Annotated in this window: 16 protein-coding genes; 6 read left to right on the top strand and 10 right to left on the bottom strand. The window is 72.0% G+C overall.

Annotation, left to right across the window (positions count from 1 at the left end; genetic code table 11):
• Window positions 1-63 precede the first annotated feature (63 nt).
• Window positions 64-3,063 carry an ATP-dependent DNA helicase RecG gene (gene recG, locus NR792_RS10310; protein ID WP_375759886.1) on the bottom strand — a complete coding sequence of 1,000 codons (3,000 nt, stop codon included), beginning with the start codon at window positions 3,061-3,063 and terminating at the stop codon, window positions 64-66.
• Window positions 3,064-3,174: 111 nt separating this feature from the next.
• A complete protein-coding gene (gene greA, locus NR792_RS10315; RefSeq protein WP_375759887.1) occupies window positions 3,175-3,687 on the bottom strand; it encodes a transcription elongation factor GreA in 513 nt (170 codons plus the stop codon).
• A gap of 184 nt (window positions 3,688-3,871) precedes the next feature.
• Between greA and NR792_RS10320 the strand changes: the two genes are divergently transcribed.
• Complete coding sequence (locus tag NR792_RS10320; protein ID WP_375759888.1) at window positions 3,872-4,402, top strand: FHA domain-containing protein; 531 nt, start codon at window positions 3,872-3,874, stop codon at window positions 4,400-4,402.
• A gap of 18 nt (window positions 4,403-4,420) precedes the next feature.
• On the opposite strand, the gene NR792_RS10325 is transcribed toward NR792_RS10320, so the two are convergent.
• The 5 genes from NR792_RS10325 to NR792_RS10345 all read right to left on the bottom strand — a co-directional run bounded on the left by NR792_RS10325 (window position 4,421) and on the right by NR792_RS10345 (window position 10,670).
• On the bottom strand, window positions 4,421-5,377 hold the full coding sequence (locus tag NR792_RS10325) for a hypothetical protein (RefSeq protein WP_375759889.1): 957 nt from the start codon (window positions 5,375-5,377) through the stop codon (window positions 4,421-4,423).
• A 312-nt stretch (window positions 5,378-5,689) separates the two neighbouring features.
• Entirely contained in the window at window positions 5,690-6,175 is a 486-nt protein-coding gene (locus tag NR792_RS10330; RefSeq protein WP_375759890.1) for a hypothetical protein, read from the bottom strand.
• An 87-nt stretch (window positions 6,176-6,262) separates the two neighbouring features.
• On the bottom strand, window positions 6,263-9,331 hold the full coding sequence (locus tag NR792_RS10335) for a CHAT domain-containing protein (protein ID WP_375759891.1): 3,069 nt from the start codon (window positions 9,329-9,331) through the stop codon (window positions 6,263-6,265).
• Complete coding sequence (locus tag NR792_RS10340) at window positions 9,328-9,939, bottom strand: RNA polymerase sigma factor (RefSeq protein WP_375759892.1); 612 nt, start codon at window positions 9,937-9,939, stop codon at window positions 9,328-9,330. The genes NR792_RS10335 and NR792_RS10340 overlap by 4 nt, the downstream gene beginning before the upstream one ends.
• A gap of 107 nt (window positions 9,940-10,046) precedes the next feature.
• On the bottom strand, window positions 10,047-10,670 hold the full coding sequence (locus NR792_RS10345; protein ID WP_375759893.1) for a hypothetical protein: 624 nt from the start codon (window positions 10,668-10,670) through the stop codon (window positions 10,047-10,049).
• Between the two features lie 121 nt (window positions 10,671-10,791).
• Between NR792_RS10345 and dgcN the strand changes: the two genes are divergently transcribed.
• Complete coding sequence (gene dgcN / locus NR792_RS10350) at window positions 10,792-11,805, top strand: N-acetyltransferase DgcN (RefSeq protein ID WP_375759894.1); 1,014 nt, start codon at window positions 10,792-10,794, stop codon at window positions 11,803-11,805.
• Window positions 11,806-11,866: 61 nt separating this feature from the next.
• Entirely contained in the window at window positions 11,867-12,595 is a 729-nt protein-coding gene (locus NR792_RS10355) for a YebC/PmpR family DNA-binding transcriptional regulator (protein ID WP_375759895.1), read from the top strand.
• A gap of 15 nt (window positions 12,596-12,610) precedes the next feature.
• Here NR792_RS10355 and NR792_RS10360 read toward each other — a convergent pair whose 3' ends face one another.
• From NR792_RS10360 to NR792_RS10370, 3 genes are read right to left on the bottom strand one after another with little or no spacing between them, the layout of a single operon-like run.
• A complete protein-coding gene (locus NR792_RS10360) occupies window positions 12,611-14,323 on the bottom strand; it encodes a sodium:solute symporter (protein ID WP_375759896.1) in 1,713 nt (570 codons plus the stop codon).
• Window positions 14,320-14,499, bottom strand: a complete 180-nt coding sequence (locus NR792_RS10365; protein WP_375759897.1) for a hypothetical protein — start codon at window positions 14,497-14,499, stop codon at window positions 14,320-14,322. Before NR792_RS10365 ends, NR792_RS10360 begins: the two co-directional genes overlap by 4 nt.
• Complete coding sequence (locus NR792_RS10370; protein WP_375759898.1) at window positions 14,496-16,979, bottom strand: PIG-L family deacetylase; 2,484 nt, start codon at window positions 16,977-16,979, stop codon at window positions 14,496-14,498. The genes NR792_RS10365 and NR792_RS10370 overlap by 4 nt, the downstream gene beginning before the upstream one ends.
• 132 nt (window positions 16,980-17,111) lie before the next feature.
• On the opposite strand from NR792_RS10370, the gene bshC reads away from it, so the two are divergent.
• The 3 genes from bshC to bshA are packed head-to-tail and all read left to right on the top strand — an operon-like array spanning window position 17,112 to window position 20,700.
• The gene (gene bshC, locus NR792_RS10375) at window positions 17,112-18,737 is read left to right on the top strand and encodes a bacillithiol biosynthesis cysteine-adding enzyme BshC (RefSeq protein ID WP_375759899.1); all 1,626 of its coding nucleotides are present in this window, start codon (window positions 17,112-17,114) and stop codon (window positions 18,735-18,737) included.
• Complete coding sequence (gene bshB1 / locus NR792_RS10380) at window positions 18,734-19,540, top strand: bacillithiol biosynthesis deacetylase BshB1 (RefSeq protein WP_375759900.1); 807 nt, start codon at window positions 18,734-18,736, stop codon at window positions 19,538-19,540. The genes bshC and bshB1 overlap by 4 nt, the downstream gene beginning before the upstream one ends.
• Window positions 19,537-20,700, top strand: coding sequence for an N-acetyl-alpha-D-glucosaminyl L-malate synthase BshA (bshA, locus tag NR792_RS10385; protein ID WP_375759901.1), 1,164 nt, complete (start codon window positions 19,537-19,539; stop codon window positions 20,698-20,700). The genes bshB1 and bshA overlap by 4 nt, the downstream gene beginning before the upstream one ends.
• Window positions 20,701-20,723: the final 23 nt, after the last annotated feature.

Raw genomic sequence — 20,723 nt, forward strand, 5'->3', positions numbered from 1 at the left:
GGAAAAAGTAAGCACGACGACAGTCCGGGACAATCCAAGGGGCGGGGGCAGGCCTCCCCGGGCCTACCCCACCCGGGCAAGCGCGAGCCGGCCCTCCCAGCGCTCCTCCAGCGCCTTCACGAGCCCCTGGTGGTCCGGATCCTGGAGCTTGGGGTCGGTGTCCATGATGCGCCGCGCTTCCACCTGGGCCAGCGACAAGAGGTCGCCGTCGCGCACGAGGTTCGCCACGGCCAGCTCCGGCAGGCCGCTCTGGCGCGTGCCCAGGAACTCACCCGGACCGCGGATCTCCAGGTCCTTCTCCGCGATGACGAAGCCGTCGCTGCTGCGCTCCATCACGCCCAGCCGCTCGGTGGACTCCCAGGAGCGCGCGGCGCCCGCGACGAGGAAGCAGTAGCTGGCCGCGGCGCCACGGCCCACGCGCCCGCGCAGCTGGTGCAGCTGCGACAGGCCGAAGCGCTCCGCGGCCTCCACCACCATGACGGACGCGTTGGGCACGTCCACGCCCACCTCCACCACCGTGGTGCAGACGAGCAGCTGGATGCGCTTGTCGCGGAACGCCTCCATCACGGCGTCCTTCTCCTCCGGCTTCATGCGCCCGTGCAGCAGGCCCACGCTGGCGGTGGGGAACACGACCTGCAGCTTCGCCGCGCCCTGGGTGGCGTCCTCCAGGTCCAGCTTCTCCGACTCCTCCACCAGCGGGTAGACGACGTAGGCCTGGTGGCCCTTGGCCAGCTCCGCGCCCACCGCTTCGTAGACGCGCGCGCGCTGCTCGTTGTTGAAGACGCGCGTGGTGATGGGCGTGCGGCCCGGCGGCAGCTGGTCGATGATGGAGACGTCCAGGTCGCCGTAGAGCGTCATCGCGAGCGTGCGCGGGATGGGCGTGGCGGTCATCACCAGCACGTCCGGCGTGAGCCCCTTGCTCATGAGCGTGTGGCGCTGGAGCACGCCGAAGCGGTGCTGCTCGTCGATGACCACGAGCCCCAGCTTCTGGAACGACACGCCGCCTTCAATCAGCGCGTGCGTGCCCACGGCGAGGTGGATGTCCCCCTTCGCCACGGCCTCGCGCACCTCGCGCTTGTGCTTCGCGGAGCCCGCCGCGCTGATGAGCCCCACGCGGTAGCCCAGCGGCTCCAGGATGCGGCGGAAGGTGCGCTCGTGCTGTTCGGCCAGGATTTCGGTGGGGGCCATCACCGCCACCTGGTAGCCGTCCTGCAGCGCCACCATGCCGGCCACGAGCGCCACGGCCGTCTTGCCGCTGCCCACGTCGCCCTGCACCAGCCGGTTCATCGGCTCCGGGCGCGCCATGTCCCGCGCGAGGTCGCCCACCACGCGGGCCTGCGCGCCGGTGAGCTGGAAGGGCAGCGCGGCGCGGGCCTTCTCCAGCCGCTCCGGGGTGACGTCGAAGGCGATGCCCTCCTCCGCCTTGATGCCCTGGCGCTTCAAGGCCATGCCCAGCTGGAGGAAGAACAGCTCGTCGAACGCGAGCCGGCGGTGCGCGGGGCTCTGGTGCGCGTCCAGCGCTTCCAAGTCCGCGTCGTCGGGCGGGAAGTGGATGAAGCGCAGCGCGTCCGGCAGCCCCATCAGGTGGTAGCGGCGGCGCAGGTCCGCGGGCAGCGGCTCCTCCAGGTGGTGCGCGTGCTGTTCGCTGATGCGCGAGGTCAGCTCGCGGAAGGAGCGCTGCTCGCCGCGCTCGAAGCCCGGGTAGACGGGGACGATGCGGTGGAAGTGGACGGAGGTCGTGTTCTCCAGGTCCTCGGCGGGCTCCAGCTCCGGGTGGGCCATCTCGCGGCCGTTCATGGAGGCGCGCACCTCACCGGAGAGCACCAGCTGCTTGCCCACGGAGAAGCGGCTCTTGAGCCACGGCCCCGCGTTGAAATAGGTGGCCGCGATGCTGCCGGAGCGGTCACCCACGACGGCGCGGAACATGCGCTTGCCGCCGCGTCCCGGGACGAAGTCGGCCGTCTTGACGGTGCCTACCGTCACGCCGCGCTCGCCGGGGATGAGCTCCGCGATGGTGCGCAGCCGGCGGCGGTCCTCGTAACAGCGTGGCAGGAGGAACAGGATGTCGCCGGTGCGGCGCAGGCCCTTCTTGTCGAGCGCGGCGATGAGGCGCGGCCCCAGGCGCTTGCCCAGCGTCTTGAGCGGCGCGGACAGCGGGCCGGTGCGCGGCGCGATGGACAGGAGCTTCGCCTCGGAGCGGGACGCCTCCGCGCCCACGGCCTTGGCCTTCTTCTTCCGGGTCTTCTCGGCGGGTGCCCGATCCGCCGGCGGCGCGCCCTTGCGCGGGTCGGCGCCCGTCTTCGCCCCGGGAGCGCGGGCCACCGCGTTGCCGGGAGCGGCGGCCGAGGGAGCGCGAGCCGCGGCATTGCCGGGACCGGCGGCGGCACGGGCCGCCGCCATGCGTGCGCCGTAAGGCTGGGCGTCGCCCTGCGCGAAGCCTGCTGCGGCGCCTCGCGAGGCCGCCATGCGCGCACCATAGGGCACGGGCTCGCCCCTGGCCGGGCCTGGGTTCGCCCCCGGAGGTGTCGCGGTCCGCGCTCCCAACGGAAGCGCCTCGGACACGGGGGCCTGACGGACCTGTGCGCCCTGGGGTACCCCACCCGCCTGCGGCACGGGGTCCTGCGAACGCCAGGGCGGCACGGTGTTGCCGCGCGCCTCCACCGTCCCCGGCGGCGGCGTCAACCGGCGGCGGGGCGGCGCGGGGAGGAGCTCCCCTTCGAGCAGGTGCGTCCGCTCCGGCGCACGCGGGAACCCCGCCGCCACGGCGTTGATCTCCCCCGTGACGACCACCCGCTCCAGCTCCTCTGGCAGCGCCACGCCGCTGAGCTTCAGCGCGCCCAGCACCTGGCGCAGCGCGGCCTTGCGGTGCTCCGGAGGCGCGGGCGGATCCACGTGCGGCAGCGCCGCCCTCAAGTCCTCCAGCGCCCGCGCGTCCACGCCCCCGGCCGCGGCCAGGGTGCGCTCCATCAGGGTGCGCAAATCCCGCACGGTCCCGAGCTGGGCGAAGTCACGCTGACACGCGTACTTGAGAGGTCCAACGAGGCTGGCGAGCGGGTGGTTCACGCGGATTTTCCAGCCTCCATCCTACGAAGCGCACCTGACGCCGCAGGGAAAACGAAACCGGGGGAGCGAGCCCAGGCCCGCCCCCCCGAAGGACACCCGACCGGCCGGGCTTCAGCTCGCGCTGGCCGGCTCTTCCTGCGGATCCTCGAAGGAGATCTTCACGACCTCCAGCTCGCGGACGCCGCCGGGGCTCTGCACCGTGGCGATGTCGCCCACCTTCTTGCCGATGAGCGCGCGCGCCACCGGCGAGGTGACGGCGATCCACCGCTTCTTCAGGTCGGCCTCCGTCTCACCCACCAGCCGGTAGCTGATGGTCTTGTCGTTCTCCGTGTCCACCAGCTCCACGGTGGCACCGAAGACGACCTTGTCGCCGCCCAGCTTCGCCGGGTCGATGACCTCCGCGCGGGCAATCCAGTCGCCGAGGGTCAGGATGCGCCCCTCGATGTGCGACTGCTTCTCCTTGGCCGCGTGGTACTCGGCGTTCTCACGCAGGTCGCCGTGCGCACGCGCGACCTCGATCTCACGCGAAATCTTGCCCCGCTCCACGGACTGGAGGTGCTTCAGCTCGTCCTTGAGCTTCTGCAGACCGTGAGGGGTCATCGGGATGTTGTCGCTCCCGCTCATCGAACCACCGCTCCTTCCATCACCTGGCTGCATGCATCGGGGGTCCGGCGCTCCCTCCTGGAACCCGGCCCGCGACTCGAAAGGGTCAATGTAGGGAACGAGCGACTCGCGGGTCAACGAAAGCCTCACCCTGACCGTCCGGTAGTGGCTGGGCGCCCGACGGCCGACCCGTTAGGCTGCCCCCGTGTTGTCCGTCCAGGAATTGCGTGCGCTCGCCTCCGCCCTGCCCGTGGGCGCCTTCCAGCATCAGCTGGGCCCCTTCGCGCTGGTGCAGCGTCCGCCGTCGGAGCTGTCCGCCGCCGCGCTCGCGCCCACCCGCATGGCGGACCCCGGCGACGTCGAACAGGGCATGCTCGCCCTGCTCTTCGAGTTCGACGACCTGCTCGTCGCCACGCTGCCCAACCTCAAGGACTCCGACGTGCTGAGGATTGGCCGGAGGCTGGACTGCGAGCTGGTGCTGGACGACGCGTCCGTGTCCAAGCAGCACGCGGAGCTCAAGTGGAGCCGCGCGGAGGGCCGCTGCACCGTGCGCGACCTGGGCTCCACCAACGGCACCTTCGTCAACGCCAGCACCATCGGGAAGCGCGAGGTGCCGCTCAGGGGCGGCGACATCCTCAGCTTCGGCAACGTCCAGTTCTGGTACCTGCTCACCGACGCGCTGCACGAGCGGCTGCGCGCGGGCGCGGCCTCCGGCCTGGGCTCCCACTCCGGCTGAAGGCCGCCCCGCGCTCCCTCAAGGACAGGCGCCGCAGTCCGCCGCGCACGCGTTGTACGTATCGGACGTGCCGCAGGACTCCGTCACCTGGCAGACGCCGTCGCCGCACACGGCCACGTCCGCGTCGCGCACGCGCGTGGTGATGGGCTGGAAGGTGACCCCGCCCGCCGTACAGCTCGCGAAGGCCAGCCCCGCCGTGCCGTCCGGGGTGCACGCCGCCGAGCAGCTCCCCACGTAGACGAGCGGCGCGCACGTCATGCGCGGCGCGCCGGAGCCATCCACCACCGCGCAGGCGCGCGTGGTGCTCTGGTTCGCGGCGAGGGGCGGGTTCTGGCTGCCCGCGTAGATGCCCTGCCCCTGGAAGAGGTTGCCGAAGAAGCACGACTCCGGCCGGGCGAACGTGGCCAGCTCCTCCGCGGAGGAGGCAATGGGCTGCCCCTGCCCGTTCCGTCCCTGCACGGAGATGGGCACGCTCACGCCGAAGGGGTTGGCGTGCGCGGCGAGGCACGCGGAGACGATCTGCTGTTCAGCCAGCGTGGGGGGCGCGCCCCCGGCCCAGCCCGGCGCCAGGCCCAGCAGGCCCGTCCAGGTGTGCACCGTGTTCGTCGCCGCATGCGTGTACGCGCGCGTCTGCCCCGCGGGGACGGCGCAGCGCACGACGTAGCGCATGACCTCATCCGCGAGCGCCGGATCCGAGCCGAACCACGACGCGAAGGCGGCGGTTGACAAGCCATTGAAGGACAGCCCGTTGAACGACAGCCCGTTGAATGACAAGCCGTTGTACGACAGCCCATTGGCGGACAGCTGGTTGTAGCTGAGGGCCTCCTGCTCCTGGGTGGCCAGTGGCTCCATTAGCGCGGGTTCCTTCGCGCCCGGGTCACAGCCCGCCCCCAGCCCCGCCAGGGTCAGGACCCATGCCCCGAACAGCGTGCGCACTCCCGCGCCACGACGACGCCCATTTTCCATGTTCCCCATGTGTGCACCCTCTTGCCGCCTTGGGGTCCTCCGGCCGGACCCACAGTCATTCGGACGAGAAGGGCGTCAAAGACAAACAGGCGAGCCGCGCCCCCTCACGCACGAAAAGTGTGACCACGTTGTACGTGGGGCAAGGCATGAGAGGCATGGGAAACGCGGGAGCGCGGTCAGGGCCGACACTCGGGGCGTCTGGGGTTGAACGCGCAGGCCCGGGTCCATCCAGGAACGTGAAGGCCGTGGCCCTCCGGGGTGAGGGTACGTGTCCCCACCCCGGCGCCACGGCCGTCCGTTCCATCCCGTGAGAGGTTGCGATTACCGCAGCCGCGCCGCGCCGAGCTTCACCTGAGCCTTGTTCAGCTTCAGGGTGGCCAGCTCGCGCTTGATGTTGGCCAGGTCCGCCTGGGTGAGGAGGTCCGGATCATGTCCGCCCGGGGGGCCTCCGCCCTTGGGAGGCCTGCCTTCGGGGGCGACAGCGCCGCCGCGGTCCGGGTCCACCAGGGACGCACCGCCGCTGCTCTCCACGGAGGCCAGCGCCTTGAAGCCGGCGGTGGTGCTGGCCGCCTCCTTCTGGCTGAGCTGCTTCACCAGCGTGAGCTTCCCGCTGCTCCGGTCGTACCGGTACATCCGGGTGCCCTTGGCGCCGTCATCCACGGCCACGTCCACCGCGCCGGTGGCCTTCGCCTTCGCCGGGCTGGCGACCGGCTTCGCGGCCGGGGCGACCTTCACCGCATTGTTCGGGGTCTTCACCTGCTGGGCCCCGGCCTGCGTCGCCGACAGCGTGGCGATCCCCACGGCCATCCTTCCTACTGCGGACTTCCAACGCGTGATCATGATTCCTCCCGGTTCCTTTACGCGCTCGGGCGCGATTATTCGCCGGAAGCCCTGCTATTCGAACGCGACCAGGTCCTGGACCCACCGGGCGCTGCCCTGCTGGAGCCACCGGGCCCGGGTGTCCCGGAGCGCCTGGGCGGGCGGCGTGCCGCGCCGCAGCGAGTCCAGCAGCGCCTGGAAGAAGGCCCCCGCCTCCACGTCCGGCACCTCCGTGGACGGCGCGACCACGGCCCGGGCGCCCGCCTGGATGAGCGCGGCCGGCAGGCTCCACACCGCGTGGTAGCGCCATGCGCCCACGTTCGCGTCGCAGGCGGCCAGCATCACCACCGGGGCGCCCTGGAGCGTGTGCCCCTCCAGGTCCTCCGCGGTGAGCGCGTAGCGGCCGGCCGCGTCCGGGGACAGCGCCAGGAAGGCCGCGTCGGACACGGCGCCGGAGAGGCCGTGCGTGTGCAGCTCCACCTCCGTGGCGTCCTTCATCTCCGCGAGCACCGCCTCCGGCGTGGCCGCGCGGCCCCGCAGGTGGACGTCGCCCGGGCCCGTCATGCCCTTCCACGGCATCAGGCGCGGCAGCCCCAGCGCCGCGGGGGGCGCCACGTCCGACACCACCAGCCGCTTCGGGGCGGGCGCCACGGCCGAGGCCTCCACGCGGTGGCCTCCGGGGGCCAGGTAGCTCCATGCGCGGTCCGCCGGCAGCAGCCCGGGGCGCCCCTGGAGGATGGGCTCCGCGAGCACCCGCACGGCGTCGCAGCCGGCGAGCACCTGGAGGAGCGGCTCGGGCACCGCGGGCACCTGTTCGCGCAGGGGGCGCTTCAGGGCGTTGAGGTACAGCCCGCTGCTCGCGCCGGTGGGGCCGCGGGCGACGAAGAGCAGCCGTTCGTCCTGGCCGGCCAGCGCCAGCAGGCACGACGTGGGCGCGGTGCGGTCCACCTCCTCCGCGAGCAGATCCACGGCGGGGCCCCACTCCTTCGCCCGGCCCGCGTCCATCACCAGCACGTGGTGGCTGTGGGCCCAGGCCTTGCGCGCCTCGATGTCGGTGGAGCGCGGGAGCGCGGAGCCGGTGATGACCCCTCGGAGGATCTTCTGGCCCTCCTCGCGGTCGCGCTCGATGAGGATGCGCCCCTCGATGTGGTCCACGAGCAGCCGCTCGCCGGCCGTCAGCGACGGGTCCTCGCGCAGCACGCGGATGCGCTCGCGCACGCGGTCCAGCTCGCGGCCCGGCACCGCGCTGCCCTCCAGCCGCAGCAGGTCTCCGGCGACGGCGACCTCCAGGAGCGTGGGCGCGGTGGGACAGGCGAGCGCGTCCTGCACCTCGCGCCGGGCGCGCTTCGCGTCCAGGTCCTCCACGAAGAGGAGCGCCCGCGCGTGGTGGTACTCCGAGCGGCGCGCGCAGTCCTCCGGCGCGTGCTGGACGTACTCGTCCAGGAACGCGCGGGCCAGCGCCGGGGCGTGGCTCAGCCTCGCGCTCGTCACCAGCTCGGCCAGGAGCATGTCCTCCTGGAACCAGCTGTCGCTGCGGAACGCCTCCTCCAGCGCGGAGCGGGCCAGGGACTCGGCCTCCTTGCGGCGGTCCAGCCGGTTGTAGAGGCCCGCCAGGTGCCGCTGGAGGTCCACGCAGCGGTACTGGAAGCCCGCGCTCCGGCACGCGGCCAGCCCGTCCTCGAGGGACGTCTCCGCCGTCCGCGTGTCGCCCCGCGCCTGCGCCGCCTGGGCCCGGCCCCGGGCGAGCGGGGCGTCGTACCAGGCGGGCTCGCCGGACTGCCGGACCAGCGTCGTCAGCTCGTCGACGAAGCGGTCCTCCTGGTGGAGCAGCAGGATGGCGCCCAGCAGCAGGTCGCGCTCGCTGGAGCGCCGCAGCCGCGCGAGGAACGCGTCCGCCTCCGCGCCCTCCAGCGTCCGCGTGCCGGCCAGTATCTCGCGGTAGGTGTTCGCCAGCGGGCCGCGCTTGTGGAAGTCCGCCGCCGCCACGTGGGCCACGTAGGCGCTCGCGGTCTTCGTGCGGGTGGCGTCGTCCAGCACTTCGGCCAGCGGCGCCAGCGCCTTCACGCGCTCCACGGACGGGGCCGCGCGCAGCGCGTGGTAGAGGTACAGCCGCGCCAGGTCCGGGTTGCGCCGCGCCATGGAGGCCGGGTACGGCGTGCCGTCCAGCGCCAGCGCCATGCCGGCCGCGTTCATGGCCTTCCACGAGTCCCGCCGCGCCAGCGCGCCCTTGCGCAGGCCGTCCGCGCGCTCGAGGGCCTCGGTGCTCCAGCCGGGCTCCTTCGCCTGCGCCACGCGGGAGAACTCCGTCGCGGCGGCCAGCTCCAGCGAGAGCGCCTGGAGCGCGAGGCCCCGGTTCCAGTGCAGCCGCGCGTCGTCCGGCGCGGACTCCAGCCCGAGCTCCAGCAGGGACAGCGCGCGCTCCGGCTGGGAGCGGCCCAGGGCCGCCAGCGACAGGTCTCCCATGACGGCGGGCGACGCGGGCAGGCGCTCCAGGATGCGCTCCGCGCGCTCGAAGTCCCCGGCCGCGAGCCAGGCGGTCGCGACGCCGTGCAGGTCCCCCTTCGCCTCCAGCTCCGTCAGGGCCTTGAGGTCCAGGTCCGGCCGTCCGTCCGCGCCGCCGCGCATCGTGCCCGGCGCGCGGTAGCCCGCGAGCCCCGGGTGGCTCAGCCGGCCCTCCAAGGGGCGCGTGGCGGCGAGCGCGAAGGGCAGCACGCGCTCCGTCTCGGACGAACGCCACGGACGCCCCACCGCCAGCACCGCGAGCACCACCGCGGCGGCCGCCGCCGCGAAGCCCACCACCCGGCGGCGATCCCAGGCGCGTGCGCGGGGATGTTCGGAGCGACCGGATGAAGATCGCGTTCCGGCGTCGGACAGCGGCGCGGAGGGCGTTCCCGTACCGGGGACGGCCCGGAGTCCCGCGCCGGGCCGCGCTTCCGCCCCCGACGACTCCACAGCTCCCGCACCGGCCCCCGCCTCCGCGCGCGCGTCCGCGGCGGCCTGCACGAGGAGGCTCGCCTGCACCTGGTCCTCCAGGGCGGCCTGGCACTCGGCGCAGTCCGCGAGGTGGACCTGGAAGGCCTCCGCCTCTTCGGGCGGAAGCTCTCCGTCCACGAAGGCGGCGAGCTGTTCACATGACACCGTCACGCCGGACCCTCCGCGGTTCCTTCGCGGGCCAGGAGCAGCTCCTTGAGCTTCTTGCGCGCCCGGAACAGGCGGGTGCCCACCGTCATGGACGGGATGCCGAGCCGCCGGCCGATCTCCGCGTAGCTCTGTCGCTCCATGTCCTTCATGCGGACCACCTCGCCCAGCTCCGGGGGGAGCTGTTCCACCGCCTGCCACACGTCGTCCAACGTGTAGCGCGCCCAGGTCTCCGGGGCGGCTTCGGCCTCCGCCAGGGTGTCCCCCATCGCGTCGGTGAACTCCTCCTGGGGGTGGCGCCGGTCGTGCCGGCACCAGTCGAGGAAGCGTCGAACGAGGATGGACGCCAGCCACGCCATGGGGGGCGCGGACCGGTCATACGTATGAAACGCGCGGAAGGCGCGCTCGTAGGTCTCCTGCAGCAGGTCCTTCGCGTCCCCCGGGTTGCGGCCCCGGCACAGGATGCGGGCCCGCGCTTCCAAGGCCGGCGCGCACTGCGCGATGAGCGCCTGGAACTCCGCGGCGTCCTCACGGGAAGCCGAAGGCACCTCCGTGTCGGAGGCGGAGGACTCCCCGGGCCGGGGGGCGACGCGGGGCGATCGCGGGCGGAACACCACGGGGGCGTTCCTAGCAGGAGCGGCCCCGCCCGCGAAGTCCATCGACACCCTCCCCCGCGCTTCCCACCTGGCGGGTGGGACGCCCGGGACGGCGGCCCGGAGGGCTAGCAGGGGCCGTTGCCGACGCGAACGCCCGTGCGCACCCGGGTCTTGAAGACACCCAGCGCCGCTCCAAAGCCCGTGACACGCATCTTGCTGTAGCCGGACCCGCCCGTGCCGATGTTGAAGCGCAGCACGCAGAACCCATTCGGGAAGAAGAGCCCCGGCGGAATCCAGGTGCCGTTGGTGCTCACCGAGCCCAGCCCCCACCAGACGCCGTTCGAGTAGCCGAACGCGGCGCCGGTGATTGCCACGCCCTTGCAGGCGCTCTCCGTGACGTTGCTCGACGCCGGGATGAGCTCCACGAACGGCTGGGCGTAGTTGCCCCCCAGGCCGGTGACCTCCGTCACGAAGCGGTGGGCGCAGGACGGCTGATCATAGGTGCCGTCATTGGAGGCCGCGGACGCGTCCGCGTACGAGCAGTGGGGAAAGACAGCCGTGACCGAAGCACCGTCCGGCTGCGCCAGCACCACCCCCGAGCCCACGCAGGCCTCGTCAACGCCCTGCTCCTGGCTGGCGATGGACTCGTCCACGACCTCGGCGCCAGGGGCCTCCTCCTCCAGCGGGCCTCCACACGCGGTGGCGAGCGAGGCAGCGAACACGAGGGCGGCGGAAGGCAGCAAGCGCATGGGGGGACTCCGGGGCAGAGGGGGAAGCCCGTGGCCGGGCTCCACCCTGTTACGTCCGCTGTCGCGCTTATTCCCCCGCGCCATTTCCACGCCGTTTTTCGGCCGTGCTAAGGCACCGCGCGTGGACATCGACAAGCCCTACCTGCTGTTCCTGGGGGACGTGAAGGATCAGCTCGCGGCCAAGACGGCTCACGGCATCGTGGACTGGCGGCCCGACTGGTGCGTGGGTCAGCTGCGCCTCCCGGGCTGCGCGGCGGACTGTGGCCTGCCGGACATGGACCTCGCCCAGGCGAAGGCGAAGGGCGCGCGCACGCTGGTGGTGGGCGTGGTGAACCCGGGCGGCGTGCTGGCGGACACATGGGTGGACACGCTGGTGCGGGCGCTGGAGGCCGGGCTGGACGTGGCCACCGGGCTGCACAAGCGGCTGTCTTCCTTTCCCGCCGTGGCGGCCGCGGCGGCGAAGCACGGGCGCAAGCTGCACGACGTGCGCTTCCCGGACCGGGACTTCGCCACGGGCCAGGGCACGAAGCGCCCCGGCCTGCGCGTGCTGACCGTGGGCACCGACTGCGCGGTGGGCAAGAAGTACACGGCGCTGGCGCTGGAGAAGGAGCTGCGCCAGCGCGGGTGGAAGGCGGACTTCCGGGCCACCGGGCAGACGGGCATCCTCATCTCCGGGCGCGGTGTGGCGCTGGATGCCGTCGTGTCCGACTTCGTCGCCGGCGCGGCGGAGTGGCTCACGCCCGCGAACGACGCGGACCACTGGGACGTGGTGGAGGGCCAGGGGTCGCTGTTCCATCCCTCCTTCGCGGGCGTCACGCTGGGCCTGCTGCACGGCGCGCAGCCGGACGCCTTCATCGTCTGTCACGAGCCCACGCGCACGCGCATGCGGGGCGTGAAGCACCCGCTGCCGTCCATCCAGGACGTCATCGACCGCACGGTGCTGGAGGGGCGGCTGACGAACCCGGCCATCCAGTGCACGGGCATCGCCATCAACACCGAACACCTGGGCGAGGCCGAGGCGCTGGCGTTGTTGGAGTCCACCGGCCGGGCGCATGGCCTGCCCTGCGTGGACCCGCTGCGCACGGGCGCGGGCCCCCTGGCCGACGCGCTGGCGAGCCGCTTCCCGCGCGGGTGACGCGGGCCCCTTCTTCCGAAACCCGCTCCACCGGAACGGGTCACGGTATATTGAGGAAACCATGGGACGCATTTTCGAGACACGCAAGGCGACGATGTTCGCCCGCTGGAACAAGATGGCGAAGGTCTTCACGCGCATCACGAAGGACATCGTGATTGCCGTGAAGGCGGGCGGGCCGAACATCGAATCGAACCCCGCGCTGCGCCGGGCCGTGCAGAACGCCCGCGCGGCGAACATGCCCAAGACCAACGTGGACGCCGCCATCAAGCGCGCCAGTGGTCAGGACCAGGCCGACTACCAGATCCTCCTCTACGAAGGCTACGCGCCCCACGGCGTGGGCATCCTGGTGGAGGCCGCCACGGACAACGTCACGCGCACCGTGGCCAACGTCCGCTTCCCCTTCACCAAGCTGGGCGGGAGCATGGGCACGGCGGGCAGCGTGTCCCGCCTCTTCGAGCACATGGGCGCCATCCGCCTGGACGCCGAGGGCGTGAACGCGGAGGAGCTGGAGCTGGAGCTCATCGACCACGGCCTGGAGGAGATGGGCGAGACCACGGGCGAGAAGGGCGAGAAGCAACTGCTGCTGCGCTGCAAGTTCGCGGACTTCGGCAAGCTCATGTCCGCGATTGAAGCCAAGGGCATCGCGCCCGTGTCCACGCAGTCCGAGTACATCCCCCTGCCCGGCACCCTCAAGGAGCTGCCCGAGGACCAGGCCACGGAGGTGCTCAAGCTGGTGGACATGCTGGAGCAGGACGACGACGTGCAGCACGTCTTCCACAACCTCGCCTGAAGCACCCCCGCGGACTCAGGCCCCCGTCGCCGGGGCCTGCGTCCCGCCGCGCGGCAGGACGGCCTGCATCACCCAGCTGAGCACCACCACCAGCGCGCAGCCGATGACGTTGAACCAGAGGTAGCCCACGTCGGAGAGGAAGAAGAGGGCAATCACCGTCGCCTGGGAGAGGACGGCCGCCGCGAACACGGCATGGCCTCGCACGTGTTTCACGAAGAAGGCCACCAGGAAGATGCCCAGCACCGTGCCGTAGAAGATGGACCCCAGGATGTTGATGGCCTGGATGAGGTTGTCCAGCAGCGAAGCGAAGGTCGCGAAGGCCACCGCGACCAGCCCCCAGAACACGGTGAACAGCTTGGACGCCACCAGCACGTGCCGGTCCGAGGCGCCGGGCTGGAACACCCGCCGGTAGAAGTCCACCGTCGTGGTGGTCCCCAACGCCGTCAGCTCGCTGGCGATGGAGCTCATGGCCGCGGACAGGATGACGGCGATGAGCAACCCGAACAGCCCGCTGGGCAACCAGCGCTTCACGAAGGCGATGAAGATGTAGTCCGAGTCCTTCGTCTCCGCGCCCGGAAGCGCGCGCGCCACCATGGCCTTGGCCTCCTTGCGGACCGCGCTCGCCTGCTGCTGCGCGCCCTGGAGCAGTGCCCGTGACGCCTCGCCGGCCGCCACGTCGCCCGACTCGACGGCCGACAGGTAGCGCTCCACCTCCGCGCGCTTGCCGGACTGGACCTGCTCCCACTTCGCTTCCAGCTCGGAGTACTCGGTCGCCTGCGGCGTGCCCTGCATGCGGGTGCGCAGCGCCTCGTTGAAGATGAGCGGCGGCGTGCTGAACTGGTAGAAGACGAAGACGAGGATCCCGACGAAGAGGATGAAGAACTGCATCGGGATCTTCAGCACGCCGTTGAAGAGCAGCCCCAGCCGGCTTTCGGAAATGGAGCGGCCCGTCAGGTAGCGGCCCACCTGGGACTGGTCCGTGCCGAAGTACGACAGCGACAGGAACAGCCCTCCCGTGATGCCGGACCAGAAGTTGTAGCGGTCCTGCATGTCGAAGTCGAAGCTCACCACGTTCATCCGGCCGAACGCGCCCGCGACGTCCACCGCCTTGCCGAACGACACGTGCGCGGGCAGGCGCCAGAGGATGACCGCGGCCGCCACCACCATGCCGCCCATCATCACCACCATCTGCTGCTTCTGCGTCTGGCTCACGGCCCGGGAGCCCCCCGTCACCGTGTAGAGGATGACGAGCGCGCCCATGACGATGACCGTGGGCTCCAGCGGCCAGCCGAGGATGGTGGAGAGGATGATGGCCGGCGCGTAGATGGTGATGCCCGCGGCCAGGCCGCGCTGGATGAGGAAGAGGAAGGCGCCCAAAAGCCGCGTCTTCAGGTCGAAGCGCGACTCCAGGTATTCGTACGCGGTGATGACGTTCAGCCGGTAGTAGATGGGCACGAAGACGGCGCTGATGATGACCATCGCGATCGGCAGTCCGAAGTAGAACTGCACGAAGCGCATCCCGTCCTCGTAGGCCTGCCCGGGGACGGAGAGGAAGGTGACGGCGCTGGCCTGCGTGGCCATGACGGCCAGGCCAATGGTGGGCCACTTCAGCTCACGGCCTCCCCGCATGTACTCGTCGCTGGTGGCCTTCCCCCGGGACTTCCAGAGGCCCCACACCACGATGAACGCAATCGTCCCGCCCAGGACCAGCCAGTCGAGCCCCGTCACGCGTACGCCCCGGTGAGCGCCCAGAACAGGGCGACGAACAGCACGAAGATGCCCAGCACCAGGATGTAGATGTTGCGCCAGGAGCCCAGGAGCGGCGGTGCGTCATCGAGCTCGGGCCGGTGCGCGGGGGCGGCGCCGGCGGGCTCGCGGGGGGTCAGGTGGGGAGCGGTGCTCATGGGGAGAGGATGTTGGCCAACAGGCGGTAGGCGCCGGGGACCCCGGCGGGGAGCTGACGGAAGAAGGCGAGGCCCGTGTAGATGAAGGTGCCCTTGCCGTGACGCGCGACCAGCAGCGCGCCCTGGAGCGGCGCCTCGCCGGCATCGTGCATGGCGAACACGGGCTGATAGCGAGCGTCCCACGACGACGCGAAGTAGAGGCCCCGCTCCTGGACCCAGCCCTCGAAGTCCGCGGCCGTCAGCGCATTGGGCGCGCGCAGCAGCGGTTCATGGGCGCGCAGCGGCGTCATCACCGCCGTCTCATCCGTCACCCGGTCGCGGCCAATCTCCATCGGATAGGGCCCGACGAAGGACGTGAGCGGCCCCACGCGGCTGTTGGTGTTGTACTGCACCACCAGCCGCCCACCGCCTTCCACGTACTGGAGCAGCCGCTCCCGGTGGACGGCCAGGTGCGTGTTGGCGTTGAAGGCGCGCACGCCCACGAGGATGGCGTCGAAGCGCTCCAGCGGCTCCCGGGCCAGCCGCTCCTCGGGAAGCAGCGTCACCTCATAGCCCACCGCGCTCAGGCTCTCCGCGACGCGGTCACCCGGACCGGGGATGTAGCCAATGCGCTTGCCCTTCATGGCCAGGGAGAACGGCACCACCGTGGCCGTGGAGGGCTGGCGCACCGTCAACGGCGGGATGTGGGGATGGGACACGGAGCGGGCACGCCACGACCAGGCGCGGTCCGCCACGTCGACCTCCACGGAGAGGACTCCCTGCTGCGTCGACCCCTGGGGCGGCGTGACCTGGAAGGTGGCGGTGCGCTCGTCTCCGCGCGCCGCGAGCTTGAACTCGATGGAGGCGGGCTCCACGCGCCAGCCGGGCGGCGCCACCATCCGCACCCTGCCCGGCACCTGGTCCATCCCCGCGACCAGCACCACCGGCACGGCACGGGACTCGCCGTTGGGGAACATGAGCACGTCCTGCGCCAGGGTGGCGGTGACGGGCGGGACGATCTCGAAGTCACGGTAGAGCTCGCCGCGCACCGGGTCCGTCCAGGCGTGGACCACCGGACGCACCGCGCGGAAGCGCCGGCCCGCGACCTTGTATTCGAACACCACCGACAGCGCGGGAGCGCCCTCCGGCTGGCCGGTGAGCGCGCGGTCCTCGCCCTTGAGCGTGTAGAGCCCTCCGGCGACAGGCTCCCGGAGCCAGTAGGGCGTGGAGATGGGCGCCGTCGCCGGCGGCGTCACCGTGCGCGACAGCTTCAGGGGCACGTTCGCGCCCAGCGCCTTCCCCACGGCCTCGGGCGCCTCGCCTGGCAGGGTCAGCCCCACCCACTCGACGGCGGCGGGCGAGCGGTTCAGCGCCACCACGTCCAACGCCACGGGCACGCCTGGGATGCCCATGGGCGCGGCGGCGCGCACCTCCAGGAACAGCCCCGCGCAGGCGGCGATGAGCGCCTCCGTCTCACGCAGCTTGGGCGCCTTCCACGGGTGGGTGTCCGGCAGCGCGCTCAGCGCGTCGTGGACGCGGACGAGCGCGGGCAGGGAGCGGTGGGGGGCGCGCGCATCGAACGTCTTCGTCGCGGCGGCCACCGCGCCGGACACGGCCTCCGAGCCCTTCCAGCGCTTCCAGGAGAACTCGAGCCCCTCGAACACGTCGCGCTTCGGAAGCGTCCCCGCCAGCGGCGTGAAGTACTCGGTGGCGGGGCCCCGGTCCGCGGCCTGGCCGAAGCCCTGGCTCTTGTGCTGGCTGCGGCTCTCCGCGGCCACCTCGCCCCACGAACGCCCGAGCAACGCGTCATAGCCGCCCACCTCCAGCTTCACGTAGCGGGACAGGTCCTCACCGGGCTTGAACGACCACGAGGAGGCGTTCTGCAGCAGGCGGTCCGCCTTCCACGGCTTCACCTCGGACAGCTGCTCGGGGAAGCGCTTCGGGTCCGCGGCGGCGATGAAGGCCTCCGCCGCCAGCAGCGCGGAGGCCGTGTGGTGGCCGTGGTTCGGCGGCTGCGTGGTGAAGCGGGTGATGATGACGTCCGGCTGGAAGCGCCGGATGGCGAGCACCACGTCCGCCAGCACCGCTTCATGTCCCCAGATGCGCAGCGCCTCTTCCGCGCTCTTCGAATAACCGAAGTCCCGCGCCCGCGTGAAGTACTGCTCCGCGCCGTCCACGCTCCGCGCGGCGAGCAACTCATGCGTGCGGATGAGCCCGAGCAGGGCGTCCTGCTCGGTGCCGATGAGGTTCTGCCCACCATCCCCGCGCGTCACGGACAGGTAACCCGCGCGCAGGCCGCGCTCTCCCACGAGCCACGCGAGCAGGCGCGTGTTCTCGTCGTCCGGGTGGGCCGCGACATAGAGCACACTGCCCGTCACACCGAGCCGCTTCAGGCCCGCCGCGATTTCACCCGCGTGGAGCTGCCGGGCAGGCCGCGCCATCGCCGTCGACCCGAATCCAAGGCTCATGGCCAGCGTCATTCCAAGGAGCAGGTTCCGCATTCGCACGGACCCTATACCAACCCCTGCGGTCCGCATTCATTCCGGAATGACGCTCGCCGCCATGCACGGACGCAAGGTGCGAGTCCGCACTTCCGGTGGCGTGCCCGCCGCGACCTGTTATCACCGCAGGCCGTGACGTCCTCGTTCTCGACCGCGTGGCTGCGCGGAGATGCGTCCGCGCTCTCCTTTCTCTCCGACGACTATCGGCACCGCGAAGCGCGCGCCCGCGCCGTGGCCGCCGCCGCGTCGCGCACGGTGTCGCCCGCGCTGCTGGACGTCCTCGCCGCGCAGAACGCGCGCCTCGCGCCGAGTCCCGCCCGGGAGCGGAACCTCGCGCTGCTCGCGCGGCCCGGCACCGTGGCGGTGGTGACGGGACAGCAGATGGGCCTCTTCCTGGGCCCGCTGTACACGCTCTACAAGGCCGCGTCCGCCATCGTCACGGCGCGCGCGCTCCGGGAAGAAACCGGCCGGCCCTGTGTTCCCGTCTTCTGGCTCCAGACGGAGGACCACGACCTTCCGGAGATCGACCACTGTGTCATCCCTCGTCCGGGCGGAGGGCCCTGTCGCCTGGCGCTCGAGCTTCCGGATGCGGCAACGTCTCGAGCGCCCATCGCCCACCGCCACCTGGGTCCGAGCGTCCTCCCCGCCCTGGCCACCCTCCGCGCCCAGCTGGGAGCGGAACCCCACGCGGAGGAGTTCCTCCGCCTGCTGGAGCAGGCCTACCGGCCCGAAGCCACGCTCGCGGGTGCCTTCACCGACGTGCTGTCGTCCCTCTTCGCCGACGAGGGCCTTGTCTTCCTCGACCCGAGAGACGCACGGCTGGCGCCACTGGCCGCGCCCGTGCATCGCTTCGCCCTCCAGGAAGCGGGGACACTCTCCGCGGTGCTCGCGGCCCGCGTGGAGGCGCTCACCCGCGCGGGCTACGCGGTGCAGGTCCATGTCCGCCCGGGCTCGCCGCTCAGCTTCTTCTCACCGGATGCGCTCGATGGCCCGCGCTACCGGCTGGACCCGGCGGAAGCGGGCGCCTGGAGTCTGGTGGGCCACCCGGAAGGCAGCGCCATCCCCCAGGACGCGCTGCACGCCGCCCTGGAGCGCGAACCGCTGCGCTTCACCACGTCCGCGCTGCTGCGCCCCCTCCTCCAGGACACCTGGCTCCCCACGGCCGCGTATGTCGGCGGCCCGGGCGAGCTGGCCTACTTCGCGCAACTGGCGCCGCTCTACGCCCACGCGGGCCAGCCGATGCCGCTCGCCATTCCCCGGGCCCGCTTCCGCGTGCTCGATGACCGCGCGCGCCGGTGGCTGGGCAAGGTGGGGCTTCAGCCGGATGAGGTGAACGTGCCGCGCGACACGCTGCTCACGCGGCTGGCCACGCGGGATGCCCCGGAGTCGCTGGAGACGCCCGAGGCCCTGGAGGCCCGCCTCTTCGGCGCGTTCTCCTCCGAGCTGGAGCGCGTCGCCGGGCAGGTGTCGGCGGTGGACGCGAACCTCCAGGACGCGCTGCGCCGCACCCAGGGCACCGTGCGGGTCGCGGTGTCCCGGCTGGCGGGCCGCTACCGCCGCGCGCTCGCCCGGCGCGATGCCACGGCGGCCGAACAGGTGGACCGCCTGCGCACGTTCCTCTTCCCGCTGGACGCGCCCCAGGAGCGTGTCCTGGGGTTGCCCTACTTCGCCTGCCGCATCGGAATGCGTGCCTTCACGAAGCAGGTGCTGGACGCGTGTGTCCCCTTCTCCGGTGACTCGAAGGACCTGACGCCATGAGCACGACCGGCACCGCCTACGGCATCGACGTCCTCGCCTTTGGCCCCCACCCGGATGACGTGGAGCTGTTCTGCGGCGGGCTGCTGGCGAGCATGGCCACCCGCGGCTACCGCACCGGCATCGTCGACCTGACGCGCGGCGAGAAGAGCTCGCGCGGCACGCTGCAATCCCGCGCGGAGGAGACGCAAGCCGCCACCCGCGCGCTGGGGCTGGCCCACCGGGAGAACCTGGAGCTGCCCGACGGCTGGCTCAATCCGTGGGCGGGCTTCGACACGCCCGAGCCCGAGCGCGCCCGCACCGCCGCCGTGGCTCGCGTGGTGGAAGCGCTGCGCCGCCTGCGTCCGGAGCTGGTCGTCGTGCCCTGGGAGCAGGAGCGACACCCGGACCACGAGGCGGCCAGTGCGCTGGTGACGCGCGCCCTCTTCTTCGCGGGCGTGCGCAGGTTCGACGCGGAGCCCGCCGCGGAGCCCTTCACGCCGCGGCAGGTCCTCTACTACCCGCTGCGGCACCTGGCGGAGCCCAGCGTCGTCGTCGACGTCTCCGCCGTCTACGAGCGCAAGCTGGCCGCGGTGCACTGCTACGCCAGCCAGGTCATGCCCCGCCCGGATGCCCCTCCCACGCTGGTGGGCTCACCGCTGTCGCTGTCCTCGCTGGAGGCCCGGGACCGCTTCCATGGCGCGCGGATCGGCGTCAGCCACGGCGAGCCCTACGTCCTCCGCGAGACGCTGGGGCTGGCCGACCCGCTGGACCACTTCCGCAGGAATAGCTTCGCCCGGCCCCTGTTCTTCCCGGCACGCACATGAACGCCCCGCTCAACGTGGCCATCACCTGCTTTCCGACCTTCGGTGGCAGCGGCATGGTCGCCACGGAGATTGGCCTCGCGATGGCGGACCGGGGCCACCGCGTCCACTTCATCGCCCGGGACCTGCCGGTCCGGCTCCATGGCGCGAACCGGAAGGTCGTCTTCCACGAGGTGACGGAGAGCGACTACCCGGCGCTCCAGCAGTCCAGCACCTATCCCATCGCGCTGGCCTCCAAGATGATCGAGGTCGCCAGCTACGAGCACCTGGACATCCTGCACGTCCACTACGCGGTGCCGCACGCCACCGCCGCGTGGATGGCGCGCGAGGTGCTGGGCGACAGGGCGCCGCGCGTCGTCACCACGCTGCACGGGACGGACACCACGCTGGTGGGAATCGACCCCAGCTACCTGCCGATTACGCGCTTCTCCATCATGCGCAGCGACGCGGTGACGGTGCCGTCGGCCTACCTGCGCCGCGCGACGTGGCAGGGCTTCGACATCCCCGAGAGCGTCCCCATCGACGTCATCACCAACTTCGCGGACACCGCGCGCTACGCCCCGGTGCGCGACCGCGCCTGCCTGCGCGCGCTCTTCCCGGCCCTGCACGACCACGAGCCGGTGCTCATCCACGTCTCCAACTTCCGGCCGGTGAAGCGCATCGTCGACGTGGTCGCCATCTTCACCGAGGTCCACCGCCACCGTCCCTGCCGGTTGGTGATGGTGGGAGACGGTCCGGAGCGCTCGCCCGCGGAGCGGATGCTGCGGGAGAAGGGCCTGGAGGACCGCGTCGCGTTCCTCGGCAAGCAGGACCGCTTCGAGGAGCTGATCGCCGCCTCCGACGTCTTCCTGCTCCCCAGCGAGCAGGAGAGCTTCGGGCTCGCCGCGCTGGAGGCGCTGAGCTGCGGCATTCCCGTGGTGGCCAGCGACCTGGGCGGAATCCCGGAGCTCGTCACGCACGGAGACACGGGCTTCCTGGCGCCGCTGGGGGACGTCTCCGCCATGGCCCGGCACGTGCTCACGCTGGTCGAGGACGCGGAGCGCTGGCAGGGCTTCTCACGCCGCGCGCGGGCGCGGGTCCTGGAGCGCTTCCAGAAGGACCCCGCCATCGACCGCTACGAGGCGCTCTACCGCCGGCTCCTGACGGGGCCCCTCCGTCGCTGAAGGAGCCCCGGGAGCGCAAGCGG

Origin of the sequence: Corallococcus exercitus (assembly GCF_042231735.1) — a bacterium.
Taxonomy (GTDB): Bacteria; Myxococcota; Myxococcia; order Myxococcales; family Myxococcaceae; genus Corallococcus; species Corallococcus exercitus_B.